Source organism: Lysobacter sp. FW306-1B-D06B, assembly GCF_038446665.1.
Classification (GTDB): Bacteria; Pseudomonadota; Gammaproteobacteria; order Xanthomonadales; family Xanthomonadaceae; genus Lysobacter_J.
The window spans coordinates 2,659,634-2,674,862 of record NZ_CP151802.1; the positions used below are offsets into that span (position 1 = coordinate 2,659,634).

Sequence of the window (15,229 nt, forward strand, 5' to 3'; positions counted from 1 at the left end):
GCAATGGCGGGTCGATGCGACAGCCATAAAAAAACCGCCCGGTTTCCCGGGCGGCCTTTCGTTTCACGCGAGCTTCGAAGCGCTTACTTCTTCGAAGCCGCCTTGCCCGTCGGCTGCGCAGCGGCCGGAGCGGCGGTCAGGCCGCGCTTCTCCAGCAGCGGCTCGATCTTCGGATCGTGGCCGGCGAAGTTGCGGAACAGCTGCAGCGCATCCGTGCTGCCGCCCTGCGAGAGCAGCGACTGGCGGAAGTGGTCGCCGTTCTTGCGGGTCAGGCCGCCGTTCTCCTTGAACCACTGCACGGAGTTCGCGTCGAGCACTTCCGACCAGATGTAGGCGTAGTAGCCGGCCGCGTAGCCGCCCATGATGTGGCTGAAGTACGGCGTCTTGTAACGCGGCGGCACCGCGTAGAAGTCCACGCCGTCCTTCTTCAGCGCGGTGGCTTCGAAGCCCATCACGCCGTTGGCGGCCGGCAGCTGGCCTTCGGTGGCCTGGTGCCAGTTCTGGTCGAGCATCGCCGCGCCGAGGTACTCGGTCGTCGCGAAGCCCTGGTTGAATTTCGAGCTGGCCAGCACCTTGTCGAGCAGTTCCTTCGGCATCGGCGCGCCGGTCTGGTAGTGCTTGGCGTAGTTGGCCAGGATCGACGGCCAGTCGGCCCACATCTCGTTGACCTGCGAGGGGTACTCGACGAAGTCGCGCGGGACGCTGGTGCCGCTGAAGTAGGGGTACTCGACGTTCGAGAACATGCCGTGCAGCGCATGGCCGAACTCGTGGAACGCGGTGGTCACTTCATCCCAGGTCAGCAGCGTCGGCTTGCCGTCGCTGGGCTTGGGAACGTTGAGGTGGTTGGCCACGACCGGCTTGAAGCCCATCAGTCCCGACTGGTCGACGTAGGAGTTCATCCACGCACCGCCGCGCTTGGACGCACGCGCATACGGGTCGAAGATGAAGATCGCCAGCTGCGAACCGTCCTCGTTGAACACGTCGTACACCCAGGTGTCCGGGTGGTACTTCGGAAGGTCGGTGCGCTCCTTGAACTTCAGGCCGTACAGCTGGCCGGCGGCGAAGAACACGCCGTTCTCCAGCACGTTCTTCATCTCGAAGTACGGCTTGAGCTGCGATTCGTCGAAGCTGTACTTCTGCTGGCGAACCTTCTCGGTGTAGAACGACCAGTCCCACGGCTCCAGCTTGAACGTCGGCTGGCCCTTGGCCTTCTGTTCGGCGTCGATCATCGCCTGCAGGTCGGCGGCTTCGCGCTTGGCGTTGGCCACGGCCGGCGGGGCGAGCTGGCCGAGCATCGCGTTGACGGCCTGCGGCGTCTTGGCGGTTTCGTCTTCCAGCACGTAGGCGGCGTAGTTCGGGTAGCCCATCATCTTCGCGCGCTCGGCGCGCAGTTTGGTGACCTGGGCGACGATGCCGGTGTTGTCGAACTCGTTGCCGCGCGCGCCACGGGCGACCGACGCCTTGTGGATGCGCTCGCGCAGGGCGCGGTTGGTCAGCGAGGACTCCGGCGGCTGGCCGGTGGTGTTGAGCAGGGCGATGACGTACTTGCCCTCGAGCTTGCGCGCCTTGGCCGCTTCGGCGGCAGCGGCGATCTGCTCGTCGGACAGGCCGTCGAGTTCTTCCTTCGTGTCCACCACGACGGCGGAGGCATTCACTTCGGCCAGCACGTTCTGGCTGAACTTGGTGCCCAGCGCGGCCAGCTGCGAGTTGATCTGCTTGAGCTTGGTCTTGTCGGCGTCGGACAGGTTGGCGCCGGCGCGGACGAAGTCGGTGTAGTAGCGCTCGATCAGGCGCACGCCCTGCGCGTCCAGGCCCAGCGAGTCGCGCGTGTCGTACAGCGCCTTCACGCGGGCGAACAGCTTGCCGTTGAGGTTGATCGCGTCGCGGTGCGCGGAGAACTTCGGCGCGTAGTCGCCCTGCAGCTTCTCGCGCGCGGGATTGGTGTCGGTGCCGACCAGGTTGTAGAACACCGCCGTCGCGCGGCTCAGCGTGCGGCCGGACTTCTCCATCGCGATGATGGTGTTGTCGAAGGTCGGCTTGGCGGTGTTGTTGGCGATCGCGTCGATCTCCTTCAACTGCTCGGCCATGCCGGCGTCGAAGGCGGGGGCGAAATCGGTGTCCTTGATCTTGTCGAACTGCGGGTAGTGCAGGGACAGCGGGCTATCGGCGAAGAACGGGTTCGCGGCTTGCGCACTCACGGCGGTGTCTGCCTTGGGGGTTTTGGCATAGGTGGGGGCGGTTGCGGCCAAAGCCACGGCCAACGCCAGGGCGAGAGGGTGCTTCATGGGTACGGAAACCTCGTCAAAGGGAGCCCGAAGCCTACCCGAAGGGCCTCGGGCGGACCCATGACGAAAGGCATGGGGAGATGAACGGCCTGTACGGGCACAGGCTGGCTACACTCCGGGAACACCGGACCGCCGGTCCGGGCCACACCGGGACACAGATGGACATGAACACGACTACTCGCCAGACGCGGGCGCGCGCCGCGCTGGCCGGATCGCTGGCCCTGGGGCTGCTGGCCCTCGCACCGCATGCTTTGGCGGCGGAGACGCTGCGCTATGTCGCCCTGGTGGACGGGGGCAAGCAGGCCGGCCATCAGATCGTGACCCGTGAGGCCGACGGCACGACCAAGGTCGATTTCATCTTCAAGGACAACGGCCGCGGGCCGGAGCTGAAGGAGGCGTTCACTCTCGCGCCCGACGGCACGTACCAGACCTATCAGGTGCAGGGCACGTCCACCTTCGGCGCGAAGATCAACGAGAGTTTCCGCCGCGACGGCGATCAGGCGCAGTGGAAGTCCACCTCCGACCAGGGCACGCAGACGGTCACGGGCACGGCGCTCTACCAGCCGCTGGGCGGTTCACCGGCGAGCTTCTCGGTCGCCTTCAACGCGCTCTCGCAGCGGCCGGACGGCAAGCTGCCGATGATCCCCAGCGGCACGCTCACCTCGCGCAAGGTGGAACAGACGCAGGTGCAATGCGGGACCCAGACGCGCGACGTGCAACTGGTGGCGATGACCGGCGTCGGTCTGGTGCCGACGTTCGCCTGGGCGACGACCGGGGAGAACCCGCGCCTGTTCGCCTACATCTATCCGGGCTTCCTGCAGCTGATCGAGGACGGCTGCCAGGCCGCCGCGAACGATCTGGAAACGCGCCAGAAGAAGGCCGAAGGCCAGGCGCTGGTCGAACTGGCCAAGCGCCTGGGTCATCCGCTCGCGGGCACCACGCTGATCCGCAATGCGCGTGTGTTCGACAGCGAGAAGGCCACGCTCGGCGCCGCCAGCGACGTGCTGGTGAAGGACGGAAAGATCGTCTCCATCATTCCCGCCTCGAAGAAGGCTGCGGCCGCCGACCACGTCATCGACGCCAACGGCAAGGTGCTGCTGCCGGGCCTGTTCGACATGCACGGCCATGTCGGCCGCTGGGACGGTGGGCTCAACCTCGCCGCCGGCGTCACCACCGTGCGCGACATGGGCAACGACAACGCCACGCTCCAGCAGATGATGGGCGAGATCAAGGACGGCACGCTGATGTCGCCGGATGTCGTGCCGGCCGGTTTCATCGAAGGCGAGAGCAAGTTCTCCGCGCGCAACGGCTTCGTGGTCAAGAACCTGGACGACGCGAAGAAGGCGGTGGACTGGTATGCGGCGCACCATTATCCGCAGATCAAGATCTACAACTCGTTCCCCAAGGACATCCTCAAGGACACCGTCGCCTACGCGCATTCCAAGGGCATGCGGGTGAGCGGCCACGTGCCGGCGTTCCTGCGCGCGCAGGACGTGGTGGACGACGGCTTCGACGAGATCCAGCACATCAATCAGCTGATGCTGAACTTCTTCGTCGACGACAAGACCGACACGCGCACGCTGGCGCGCTTCTACCTGCCCGCCGACAAGACCGACGGCCTGGACCTGGACAGCAAGCCGGTGCAGGACTTCATCCAGACGCTGGCAGCTAAGCAGGTGGTGATCGACCCGACACTGGCGACGTTCGAGTTCCTGCACCAGCGCGAGGGCGAGATGTCGCCGATCGTGGCCGATGTCGCCGACCACCTGCCGCCGGACGTGCAGCGCGGTCGCCGCGCGGCGGAGATGAACATCCCCGACGACGCCACGGCGGCGAAGTACAACCGCTCGTACGCGAAGATGGTCGAGTTCGTCGGTCGCGCCTACAAGGCCGGCGTGCCGATGGTGGCGGGCACCGACGAGATGGTTGGCTTCACCCTGCAGCGCGAGCTGGAGCTGTATGTCCAGGCCGGCCTGACGCCGGCGCAGGCACTGCAGGTCGCGACCTGGAACGGCGCCAAGTACAGCCGCACGCTGGCCGAGCGGGGCTCGATCACGCCGGGCAAGCGTTCGGACCTGGTGCTGATCGACGGCGATCCGACGAAGAACATCGCCGATATCCGCAAGGTGGCGCTGGTGCTGAAGGGCGACACGGCTTACTACCCGGCGGAGATCCATGAGGCGCTGGGGATCAAGCCGTTCGCGCCGGCGGTGAAGGTGGGCCGCTAGGCCTGCGGCGACCGGCCAAGGAGGGCCGGGCAGGGCGATCCGGAGCCAGGCGCATCGCCATGGACGGCGGTGGTGCCTGTCGAGCACGCCAGCCGTGTAGCCCGGGTAAGCGCAGCGCACGCGGGAACGCGACCTCCGGGAATGCGACCGCACCCCGGGTGCGCTGCGCTTACCCGGGCTACGATGCTGGCGTGCTCCCCTCAACCGCCCTTCGGGCACCTTCTTCCGCATGGGGAGAAGGCAAGGAACGGACAGCGCCAAATACGGCCCGGTACGGGCCTTTAACACTCTGGTAACATTCGCCCGTCATGTCGAGCTGCCATGGCGCGGGACCGGGTCCGCGCCGAGGCCGTCAAGGGACGGTCTGACCCTTTGCATCGCCGCATCGCATGTCGGAGAGGGGCATCGATGCGTCGGCCTTCGAACCCTTGGCGCCGCCTATCGCCTGGCGCCACCCATCGAGACCGTTTCCATGCCTTCCATGCCGCAAGCTTCGCGCAAGCTTCCCCGCCACGCCCTGACCGTCGCCATCGCCCTGATGCTGCCGGGCCAGGCCGCCTTCGCGCAGGATGCGCAGCCCACGACGACCGGATCCTCCGCCACCACGCTGGACACCGTGCAGGTGACCGCGCAGCGCCGGGTCGAGAACCTGCAGGACGTGCCGGTTTCGGTCAGCACGATCAACGCGCAGGAGCTGGATGTCCTGGGCTCCGGCGGCACCGACGTGCGCTTCCTGTCCGGCCGCGTGCCGAGCCTGAACATCGAATCCTCGTTCGGCCGCGCGTTCCCGCGCTTCTACATCCGCGGCTACGGCAACACGGACTTCCGCCTCAATACCTCGCAGCCGGTGTCGCTGGTGTACGACGACGTCGTGCAGGAAAACCCGATCCTGAAGGGCTTCCCGGTGTTCGACCTGGACCGCGTGGAAGTGCTGCGCGGCCCGCAGGGTTCGCTGTTCGGCCGTAACAGCCCGGCGGGCGTGGTGAAGTTCGAGTCGGCGCGTCCGGCGCAGGAGTTCAGCGGCTACGGCAAGCTCGGCGTCGGCACCGACAACATGGTGAACTTCGAAGGCGCCGTCGGCGGCGGCATCAGCGAGAACTGGTCGGCGCGCGCCTCGGCGTTGTTCCAGCGTCGCGACGACTGGGTCACCAACGATTTCGACGGCCCCAATGACGGCTTCGAAGGCTACGACGAGTCCGCGGCCCGCGTGCAGGCCCTGTACGACGGCGGCGACTGGGACCTGCTGCTCAACGTCCACGCGCGCCACCTCAACGGCACCGCGCGCCTGTTCCGCGCCAACATCATCAAGCCGGGCACCAACGACCTGGTCGACGGCTTCGACGAGGACAGCGTCACCCTCGACGGCCTCAACCATTCCGAGCTGGACAGCAAGGGTGCCAGCGCGCGCCTGAGCTGGAACCTCAGCGACACCTACACGCTGTATGCGATCACCGGCTACGAGTCGGTGGAAACCTACAGCCGCGGCGACATCGACGGCGGCTACGGCGCCGTGTTCCTGCCGCCGGGCCTGTCCGGTCCGGGCGTGATTCCGTTCGCCTCGGAAACGGCCGACGGCATTCCGAGCCACGCGCAGTACACGCAGGAATTCCGCATCGAGTCCAACACCGGCACTGCCTGGAACTGGCAGGGCGGCGTGTTCTATTTCAATGAAGACTACGACGTCGAAAGCTTCAGCTACGACTCCCTGGCCGGCGGTACGCCGGACGGCTACCAGCGCATTCGCCAGACCAACGATTCGTGGGCGGTGTTCGGTGCCGCGACGTGGCAGGCCACCGACGCGCTCGAACTGCGCGCCGGCGCCCGCTACACCTGGGACGAGAAGGAACTGACCGTCGAGGAATACTGGAACACCGGCTTCGTGCCGTGCGTCCTGCTGGGCAAGTGCACGCTGGAGCAGCTGGCGGCGCAGGAGCCCGACGGCGATCTGTCGGCCTCGCCGAAGGACAAGAAGTTCAGCTGGGACCTCGCGGCGACGTACGAGATCAACGACGACGTGAACCTCTACGCGCGCGTCGCCACCGGCTATCGCGGCAGCAGCATCCAGTCCGCCGGCGCGTTCAACGCCAAGTCCGTCGCCACGCCGGAAACTTCGACCTCCTACGAGTTCGGCGTGAAGGCCGACCTGTGGGGCAACCGCGCGCGCATCAACGCGAACGTCTTCTACTACGAGGTCGACGACCAGCAGCTCACCGCCGTCGGCGGCGCGCAGGGCAACGCGAACATCCTGCTCAATGCCGCCGAAACCCGTGGCCAGGGCTTCGAAATGGATTTCCAGGCCTACGTGACCGACAACGTGCTGGTGACGCTGGGCAGCAGCTACAACGACACGGAAATCAAGGATCCGAACCTGATCGTGGCCACCTGCGCGAACAGCATCAATCCGGCGCGTCCGAACTGCACCGTGACCGATCCGACCACGTTCAACCCCGTCACCGGCTCGTTCAGCGCCAACATCAACGGCAATGCCCTGCCGCAGGCGCCGAAGTGGACGCATAACCTGACCGCGCGTTGGGGCATCCCGATGAACGACGGCAACGAGTTCTACGTCTTCACCGACTGGGTGTACCGCAGCGACGTGAACTTCTTCCTGTACGACTCGGTGGAATTCACCGGCAAGTCGCTGACCGAAGGCGGCCTGCGCGTGGGCTACAGCTGGGACTACGGCAAGTACGACCTGGCGCTGTTCGGCCGCAACATCACCGACGAAGTGCAGGTGGTGGGCGCGATCGACTTCAACAACCTCACCGGCATGATCAACGAGCCGCGCACGCTGGGCATGGAGTTCCGCGCTTCGTTCTGATGGTTGCCTGTTCCAACGCATGAGCGACGACGCCGGGCTTGCCCCGGCGTTGTTGTTTGTGCAGTGGGCATCGTGGTCGCGGTTTCGATGCCGTCGTGGCAGCAAATCCGCAGCCGTCATCGAGGCGAATCCACACCGTCATCCCGTCGAAGGCCGGGACCCAGGCCCGTATCGCAGGTTCTTGAGGCAATGCCGCCCTTCGGAAGGTGAATTGCCTGGGTCCCGGCCTTCGCCGGGATGACGGCTCCGGCGCGCGCGGGTCGTTCACCGGTCCGCGCTATCCTTCCTTGAACCCGTCACCGGAGCACCGCCATGACCACCGCCTACGACTTCACCGCCACCGACATCGACGGCGCACCGCGTCCCTTGGACGAGTTCAAAGGCAAGGCGCTGCTGATCGTCAACGTCGCCTCCAAGTGCGGCTTCACGCCGCAATACACGGGCCTGGAAAAGCTGCAGCGCGACTACGCCGATCGCGGCTTCGACGTGCTGGGTTTCCCCTGCGACCAGTTCGGCCACCAGGAGCCGGGCGACGAAGCGGAGATCAAGAATTTCTGCTCGCTCACCTACGACGTGACCTTCCCGATGTTCGCCAAGATCGACGTCAACGGCGACGCCGCGCATCCGCTGTGGAAGTGGTTGAAGGACGAGAAGGGCGGGTTCCTCGGCATCGACGGCATCAAGTGGAATTTCACCAAGTTCCTGGTCGGCCGAGACGGCCGCGTGCTCAAGCGCTATGCGCCCACCGACAAGCCGGAATCGATCGCGAAGGATATCGAGGCCGCGCTGAGCTGAGCCGACCGCCGAGCCCGCCATGACGCACGACACTTCCTCCGAGTCGTCGCTGCAGGTCGAGGTCGCGCCGCATGCGCTGGGCTTGCGCGTGGACGTCCATGGTGCGGAAACCCTGGGCAATGCCATCGCATATTGGCATGTGATCCTTCGCGCGGCGCATGAGACGGGAGCCAGTGCGGTGCTGCTTGTCGACGAGTTGCATGGAGGGCCGCTGTCGGAAGCGCAATGGCTTGAGCTGGTCGTGCGCACAGATCCGGAGCAGATGCGCCGCCTGAAGATCGCACACGTGAAGCCTCGCGGCTTGCAGGAAGTGGAGTATTGCGAACTCTACGCGCGCGCCCACGGGATCGATGCGCGCGTGTTCGTTGACGTGGTCGCCGCTCAGAGGTGGTTGCGCGAAGGCAGCGACTGATCCCGACGCACGATCGTCACGTCGCGCTGGGATTTCACGTGGGCTGACGACCGGCGATCGTCGTGTCGCTGGCCGGTCACCGGAAAGGCCGGCGTTGGCACCGTCGGAGGTATCCGATGGGCAGGGACGTGAATTCGGGGCGGGGATGGTCGCGAGGCTGCGTACAGCGCATGGCGGCGGGAGAGCGCTCATGCCACCGCATCATGAACTGGATGGCTGGACTGACCCTGGCCTGCCAGCTCGGCCTATCCTCGGCCGCGCCTGCGCCTGGTGAGCCTGCATCCGCATCCGCACCTGCACTCGTGTCACCCCCGAGCAACCCGTACTTCATCACCACGCCGCAGTTGCAGAACGCGCTCACACCCCTGCGCCATCTGCCGCCCGATGGCGAGGTCGTGCTGCACGCGTCGGTGGTCACGGTGCCCGACCCGGTCGAAACGACGATGGGCAAATCGTTCGACATGGCCGTGGCGGCGGTGCTGAGTGCCTACCAGGCAAAGGGTTACGAGTTGGACGGTTTCGCCTTCTCGTGGGAACCGAGGAAGCCCGATGCTCTGCCCACTGCAGGCGTGCAGGGGACCGCCAGCTACGATGGCAAGCATCGTGGCATGCCCAGCCTGCTTCTGTTCCGAAAGGATGGGTGGCGGGAACACGGAAAACCGGGTGCCGAGGCAGCGCGTGGTCGCGAACTGGCCCTGGGCGCCGCCGACGTCGCGTACGACCTGGTCTATCTGGTCGGCGACTCGCCAAGCTACGGGGTCCAGCCGCGTGCGTTCGCGGTGGCTGCCCAGTGCGCGCTGCTGTTCAACGACGTCAGGGCGACGGTGAGTGCGTTGTCGCCCGCGGAGCCCTGCAACCGGCGACCATCGCCAGGCAGCAAGACCTTGAACGTGATCGGGCCTTCCTTTTCCGGTTCGATGCAGTCGCTGGCGGTCGCCATAGGCCGGCTCGGCTGTGGGGGCGAAACGTGCGACGGCTCGGGGCGGCCGGGCGATCTCAAAGTGAACCTGATCAGTCCCACGGCGTCGGTGTCGACCAATCAGTGGATCGCTCAACATGGCTTTGTCCACGGCATCAAGGTGGAGTACGGCTCACTGGCCTGGACGCTCGACAGGCAGATGCAGTCGCTCACCCGATACCTGTGCGACAACGACCTGCTGCACGAGCGCAGGATCGTGTTTCTGGCAGAGGAATCCACCTTCGGACGAGGGGCCCGGGACCTTGCGAACCGACTGGACGACGACCCTCCGCGTTGCCCGGGCAAGGGAAGCCTTAGGTTCCAGGTCAAACCGTTCTCGCCGAACATCTCGTCCATACGTGCCGAGCACTCGCGTCTGCGCAAGGCGGAACTGGCGGCGCGCCAGCAGGCGACGGGTAGTTCGGGGCGGTTGCTGGAACTGGACATGGCCAGCACGGAGGCGGGCGTCGACCGTCCGCCTCCGTACCAGCCGGCGCTGAGCTCCCGCTCTGACGAACTCATGCTGCACCGCATGTTCGATTCGATGCGGGTATGGGGAAAGCCGGATGTGGTGGTGATCGTCGCCACCGATGTGCGCGACCGCCTCTTCCTGCTCAGTGAAGTGCGCAAGGCGTTGCCGGCGGCATTGCCGGTGATGCTGGAGATGGACTATCTCATGGTGCATCCCGACTACCGCGCGACCAGTCGTGGCGCCGTCATCGTGCCCGCGTTGGACCCCATCGTCTGCTTGCGGGACGGCGAAGTGGACGCTTGCGCACGACGGCGCGGAAGTGACCGTTCCAACCTGAAGCAACGGGGCGAGGCGCGTGACAAGGCGATGCGCATCCCGTTCTCGACCGACCACGCCGCCAACATGTTCCGTGCCGTTCACCTCATGGTCGGTTATCGCGAACGGGCCGCGGGTTATCGCGACGGCGGTCTTTCCGAATACGTCATGGGTGCGATGTGCCCCGGCGGCCCCTGCGATCCCAAGCTGTACGTGGCGACCCTGGCCGGATTCGCGAGCCTGGACGAGGAGCGCCGAAGCACCATGGTCGCCGCCGATTCGCGCATGGCGTTGCAGCGGCCCTGGTACCTGGCGATGGCGCTATTGGCGATCTTCCTTTTCGCGGCCGGTGTCTGGATGGTGCGCGGCACGCCGGGCGGGAGCGTAATGTCGAACTTCGCCGGACACCTCGTCACCGACTCGCGATGGCTCACCCGCTGGTTCCTGGCCCGCGATACGACGTCTTCGGACCGTTCGCGGCCGGCGCCCGTGGAGGACCCGGAGGCCGTGGAGTCTCTCGCGACGCTTGGACGCGCGCTGCTTTGGGGGCTGACCGTCATCGCCGGTGTGGTGGCGTTGGTCGCGGTGGTGCGTTTGGGTCAGATCGGTCGGTGGGGCGGTCTGGACGCATCCTTCGACCTGGCCCATGGCCGCGATCTGTGGGCCGTGTACTGCCTGTGGGGTCTTTATGCCTGTTTCGCGATCGTGGGCGTGGTGCGCCTGAGCATCGCGGGACGACGCTACGAGGTGTATGGCCGGTCCCTCGACTGGCCCGATGCCGTGCAGAGCAGGCGGCCCTGGCTGATTCCGGTGGGCATCCTGCTGATCGTGGTCTTCACGTTCTACTTCACCGACACCCGGCCGGTGAGCGTGGATGCGCGCAATCCCTGGTTGTTCGCGATGCTTGCCCTGTTGTGCAGCGTGGCTTTCCTGGTGACGCTGGCTTCGCACCTGCGCCAACTCGGCCGCGTCACGCTGTGGCTGTCCAGAAGCATTCCGTCCGTCCAGGCGCGCAAGGGCATGAAGGACTGGCCCTCGCCGCAGGCCTTGCAGGAGACCATCCAGACGCCGTTCAACCTGGAGTTGCGGCGAAAGGACGTTGCGGCCCTGAAGTCGCGACCGCTGCGGGCGTGGATCCTCGAAGGGAGGCTCATCATCGACGGAAACGGCGTGTATCCACCCCATGCTTCCACGTTCGATGCGTGGCAACGTCAGCTGGTCGCCGAGCTCAAGCTGCTTGTGGTCGCCATCCGGTTCTCGGCCTGGTGCGCATTGGCCGCGCCGCTGGCGGTTCTGCTGGCGATGACGGCGTACCCGCCGATATACGAGCGCTGGCTCAGGACGATGTCGATCGGCCTGCTCCTGGCGAGCTTTGCCATCATCGTCGTTGCGGTGCTGCGCCTGGAGAAGGACCCGATGCTCGGCGCGATGTTCACCCGGCATGGCGATGACCTCAGCTTCGGCGGCGCGTTGCGGGCCCTATGGCCGAAGTTCCTGGCGATGGGCGCGGTGCTGCTCCCGCTGGTGCTGCCGGACGTATGGACCGCGCTCCACACCCTGGTGCGATCGATCAACTCGCTTGGTTGAAGACCCTCGTAGTCCTCACTTCTCCACGAACGCCCGCTCGAACACGTAATGCCCCGGCGTGCCGATGCGCGGTGCGGCGGTGAATCCGCGGCCGTCGAGGATCGTGCGGAAGTCGGCGAGCATCTGCGGGCTGCCGCAGATCATCGCGCGGTCGTGCTCGGGATCCAGCGATGGAAGGCCCAGGTGTTCCATCATCCGGCCGCTGTCGAACAGCTCGGTGAGGCGGCCGCGCTGGTCGCGACCGTCGAACTCGAACGCCTCGCGCGTCACCGCCGGGTAGTACTTGAGCTTGGCGGCGATCTGCTCGCCGAGGAACTCGTGGTGCGGCAACTCGTTGAGGAAGTAATCCCGGTAAGCCAGGTCCTGCGCATTGCGCACGCCGTGCGTGAGGATGACGTTGTCGAAACGCTCGTACGTTTCCGGATCCTTGATCACCGCCAGCCACGGCGCCAGTCCCGTGCCGGTGCCCAGCAGGTACAGGTTGCGGCCCGGATGCAGGTCGTGGATCAACAGCGTGCCCGTGGGCTTGCGGCCGATCAGGATCTGATCGCCGGGCTGGATCGACTTCAGGCGCGAGGTCAGCGGGCCGTTCGGCACCTTGATGCTGAAGAACTCCAGCTGCTCTTCCCAGTTCGCGCTGGCGATGGAGTACGCACGCAGCAAAGGCTTGTGCGAACCGTCGGGCTGTTCGACCTGCAGGCCGATCATGACGAACTGGCCGTTCTCGAAACGGAAGCCGTCATCGCGGGTGGTGGTGAAGCTGAAGTAGTCGTCCGTCCAGTGACGGACATCCAGCACCGTCTCGGTGCCAAACGCGGAGGACATCGGGGGAGTGGGGCAGCGGCGGAATCGGGCGCCATTGTAGCCCAGGGGGCTTCACCCAATATTGATTCTCATCTGGGCGACCGGGCGCGGACTATGCTCCGGCCCATGCGAACCGTATGGACCGTGGGCCATTCCACGCGTGAATGGCGCGATTTCGTCGATCTGCTGCTGCCGGCCGGAATCCAGGCCGTGGCCGACGTGCGGCGCTATCCGGCCTCGCGTTGGCACCCGCAGTTCGACGCCGCGTACCTCGCGGCCGCGTTACTGGAGGCGGGCATCGAGTACGTGCCGATGGTGGAACTCGGCGGCCGGCGTACGGCGCGCACGAATTCGCACAACACTGCATGGCGCAATGCGTCCTTCCGCGGCTACGCGGACTACATGGAAACGGACGAGTTCCAGCACGCGCGCGATCGCCTGGAGCGTCTGGCTGCGCAACGACGCACGGCGGTGATGTGCGCCGAGGCGCACTGGACGCAGTGCCACCGCGCGCTCATCAGCGACAACCTGAAATCTCGCGACTGGGAGGTGATCCACCTCATCGCGCCCGATCGCAGCGAGGTGCATCCATACACGAAGACGGCGCGCATCCGCGACGGTCGGCTCGATTACGGCGCCGATGAGGTAACGGCGCAGGGCGACCTGTTTTGAGCGGAGGCGACAGGTTCGGGCGGTGCGGCGAGGTGTGCCCCGGGTGCGCTTCGCTTACCCGGGCTACCTACTGATGGCTACTTCGCCTCGGCGATGCGCGAGGAGTGCGAGGCGATCATCTTCCACGCGCCATCGCGCTGCACCCACACGCGCGTGAAGCGAAAGCGGCCGCTCCACGGCTGGCCGTTGCTGATGCCCGACTGCACGCTCGTGCCGGTGACCACGACCGTATCGCCGTAGCGGCGGACACGCAGGTCCTCGTTGCCGATGCCCTGGTTGCGGCGTGTGGCGGTGCGCAGTTCGTCGAGATAGTCGGCCTTGTGCTGCACGCGGCCGTCGGAGTGCGTGAGCATCCAGTCATCGGCGAGGATGCGTTCGAGCCCTTCGACATCGGGCTTCATGCGCATCTCGTTCCAGGTGGCGTCCATGGCGAGCAGGTCGGCATCGCGTTCGAACGCGAAGGCCGTCGGTGAGGCGAGCAGCGCGAGCGTGAGGAGGATCGTCCGGATCATGGCGTGGCCCTGCGTGTGGATCGGCCGCCGAAACATCGTGCGGCATCTGAAGCCGTCATCCCCGCGAAGGCGGGGATCCGGGAATGACAGCACTTGGGTACGGGAAAGGCGACACGGCTGATCGAACCCCTCTCCGACGCAGGAGAGGGGCTGGAATTCAGCAGGGAACCATCACTTCGGCGGATCCAGTCGCAGCAGCTTGCCGTCGGTCTCGTCGGTGAGCACGTAGACCTTGCCGTCGGCGCTTACGCGTACGTCGCGGATGCGCGCGCCGACGTCCTTAAGCAGACGCTCCTCGCCGGTGATCGTGTCGCCGTTGAGCGACAGGCGGATCAGGCTGCCGTCCGCCAATGCGCCCAGGAACAGGCTGTCGTTCCACTTCGAACCCGGCTGCCCGGTGAGGAAGGCCATGCCCGACAGGCCCGGCGACACTTCCCACACGTGATACGGCTGCTCCATGCCCGGCGCCGAGGTGCCGATGGCTTCGGGAATCTTCAGGCCGGAGTAGTTGATGCCGTGGGTGATGATCGGCCAGCCGTAGTTCTTGCCCGGCTCGGGGATGTTGATCTCGTCGCCGCCCTTCGGGCCGTGTTCGGCTTCCCACACCTTGCCGGTGCGCGGATCCAGCGCCAGCGACTGCATGTTGCGGTGGCCGTAGCTCCAGATTTCCGGACGCGCGTCCTTGCGGCCCACGAAGGGGTTGTCGGCCGGAACGCTGCCGTCCAGGTTCAGGCGCACGAGCTTGCCCTGCAGCATGTCCAGCTTCTGCGAGGTCGGGCGGTCGTTGCGCTCGCCCTGGCTGATGAAGACATGGCCCTTGCCGTCGAAGACGATGCGCGAGCCGAAGTGGTTCGGCCCGACCAGCTTGGGCTCCTGGCGATAGAACACCTTTACGTCGGTGAGCGCGCCGTCGCCGAGCGTGGCGGTGGCGACCGCCGTGCCGGCGCTGCCGTCCGGGCCGGGTTCGGAATAGCTCAGGAAGAGGCGCTTGCTGGTGGCGAAGTCGGGCGCGAGCACCACGTCGAGCAGGCCGCCCTGGCCTTCGGCCCAGACGGTCGGCACGCCGGTGATGGGCGCGGACACCGCGCCGTCGGCGGAGACGTGGCGCAGGCGGCCCGGGCGCTCGGTGACGAGGAAGCCGCCGTCGGGCAGCAGGGCGACGCTCCACGGGTGCTCCAGCCCGCCGGCGAGGGTGGTGACCGTCACCTGGCCGTTCTGGCTGGCGACGGTTTGCGTCGGCAGCGCCTTGGGAGCGGCGGTGGCGGCCTTGGCCGGGGCGGCGTCGCCTTCGCCCTGGCGCGCCTGGCAGGCGACGAGCGTCATCGAAAGGGCGAGGGCGAGCGTGGTGCAGTGCAGGGCATGGCGCAT

At 66.4% G+C, this 15,229-nt stretch carries 10 protein-coding genes; 6 read left to right on the forward strand and 4 right to left on the reverse strand.

Annotated features, from left to right (window positions below; translation table 11 throughout):
• Nucleotides 1-83: 83 nt before the first annotated feature.
• Nucleotides 84-2,285 carry a M3 family metallopeptidase gene (locus AAFF32_RS12150; protein ID WP_342315314.1) on the reverse strand — a complete coding sequence of 734 codons (2,202 nt, stop codon included), beginning with the start codon at nucleotides 2,283-2,285 and terminating at the stop codon, nucleotides 84-86.
• Between the two features lie 164 nt (nucleotides 2,286-2,449).
• Here AAFF32_RS12150 and AAFF32_RS12155 point away from each other — a divergent pair, with 164 nt between their 5' ends.
• From AAFF32_RS12155 to AAFF32_RS12175, 5 genes are all read left to right on the forward strand, one after another.
• Nucleotides 2,450-4,513, forward strand: coding sequence for an amidohydrolase family protein (locus AAFF32_RS12155; protein WP_342315315.1), 2,064 nt, complete (start codon nucleotides 2,450-2,452; stop codon nucleotides 4,511-4,513).
• Between the two features lie 481 nt (nucleotides 4,514-4,994).
• A complete protein-coding gene (locus AAFF32_RS12160; RefSeq protein ID WP_216961689.1) occupies nucleotides 4,995-7,334 on the forward strand; it encodes a TonB-dependent receptor in 2,340 nt (779 codons plus the stop codon).
• A 312-nt stretch (nucleotides 7,335-7,646) separates the two neighbouring features.
• Nucleotides 7,647-8,129 (forward strand): glutathione peroxidase, encoded by a 483-nt coding sequence (locus tag AAFF32_RS12165; RefSeq protein WP_216958045.1) that lies wholly within the window; start codon nucleotides 7,647-7,649, stop codon nucleotides 8,127-8,129.
• Nucleotides 8,130-8,148: 19 nt separating this feature from the next.
• Nucleotides 8,149-8,541 (forward strand): hypothetical protein, encoded by a 393-nt coding sequence (locus tag AAFF32_RS12170; protein ID WP_216958044.1) that lies wholly within the window; start codon nucleotides 8,149-8,151, stop codon nucleotides 8,539-8,541.
• A gap of 203 nt (nucleotides 8,542-8,744) precedes the next feature.
• Complete coding sequence (locus AAFF32_RS12175; RefSeq protein WP_342315316.1) at nucleotides 8,745-11,873, forward strand: hypothetical protein; 3,129 nt, start codon at nucleotides 8,745-8,747, stop codon at nucleotides 11,871-11,873.
• 15 nt (nucleotides 11,874-11,888) lie between these two features.
• On the opposite strand, the gene AAFF32_RS12180 is transcribed toward AAFF32_RS12175, so the two are convergent.
• Nucleotides 11,889-12,698 carry a ferredoxin--NADP reductase gene (locus AAFF32_RS12180; RefSeq protein WP_342315317.1) on the reverse strand — a complete coding sequence of 270 codons (810 nt, stop codon included), beginning with the start codon at nucleotides 12,696-12,698 and terminating at the stop codon, nucleotides 11,889-11,891.
• 105 nt (nucleotides 12,699-12,803) lie between these two features.
• Here AAFF32_RS12180 and AAFF32_RS12185 point away from each other — a divergent pair, with 105 nt between their 5' ends.
• Nucleotides 12,804-13,349, forward strand: a complete 546-nt coding sequence (locus AAFF32_RS12185; protein WP_342315318.1) for a DUF488 domain-containing protein — start codon at nucleotides 12,804-12,806, stop codon at nucleotides 13,347-13,349.
• A gap of 77 nt (nucleotides 13,350-13,426) precedes the next feature.
• On the opposite strand, the gene AAFF32_RS12190 is transcribed toward AAFF32_RS12185, so the two are convergent.
• Nucleotides 13,427-13,861: a nuclear transport factor 2 family protein gene (locus AAFF32_RS12190; RefSeq protein WP_342315319.1), complete on the reverse strand. Its 435-nt coding sequence runs from the start codon at nucleotides 13,859-13,861 to the stop codon at nucleotides 13,427-13,429.
• A gap of 171 nt (nucleotides 13,862-14,032) precedes the next feature.
• On the reverse strand, nucleotides 14,033-15,229 hold the full coding sequence (locus AAFF32_RS12195) for a PQQ-dependent sugar dehydrogenase (protein WP_342315320.1): 1,197 nt from the start codon (nucleotides 15,227-15,229) through the stop codon (nucleotides 14,033-14,035).

Bases quoted from the DNA above. Each gene is read 5' to 3' on its own strand.
- AAFF32_RS12150 (WP_342315314.1), bottom strand. From the start codon at position 2,285: ATGAAGCACCCTCTCGCCCTGGCGTTGGCCGTGGCTTTGGCCGCAACC.
- AAFF32_RS12155 (WP_342315315.1), top strand. From the start codon at position 2,450: ATGAACACGACTACTCGCCAGACGCGGGCGCGCGCCGCGCTGGCCGGA.
- AAFF32_RS12160 (WP_216961689.1), top strand. From the start codon at position 4,995: ATGCCGCAAGCTTCGCGCAAGCTTCCCCGCCACGCCCTGACCGTCGCC.
- AAFF32_RS12165 (WP_216958045.1), top strand. From the start codon at position 7,647: ATGACCACCGCCTACGACTTCACCGCCACCGACATCGACGGCGCACCG.
- AAFF32_RS12170 (WP_216958044.1), top strand. From the start codon at position 8,149: ATGACGCACGACACTTCCTCCGAGTCGTCGCTGCAGGTCGAGGTCGCG.
- AAFF32_RS12175 (WP_342315316.1), top strand. From the start codon at position 8,745: ATGAACTGGATGGCTGGACTGACCCTGGCCTGCCAGCTCGGCCTATCC.
- AAFF32_RS12180 (WP_342315317.1), bottom strand. From the start codon at position 12,698: ATGTCCTCCGCGTTTGGCACCGAGACGGTGCTGGATGTCCGTCACTGG.
- AAFF32_RS12185 (WP_342315318.1), top strand. From the start codon at position 12,804: ATGCGAACCGTATGGACCGTGGGCCATTCCACGCGTGAATGGCGCGAT.
- AAFF32_RS12190 (WP_342315319.1), bottom strand. From the start codon at position 13,861: ATGATCCGGACGATCCTCCTCACGCTCGCGCTGCTCGCCTCACCGACG.
- AAFF32_RS12195 (WP_342315320.1), bottom strand. From the start codon at position 15,229: ATGCGCCATGCCCTGCACTGCACCACGCTCGCCCTCGCCCTTTCGATG.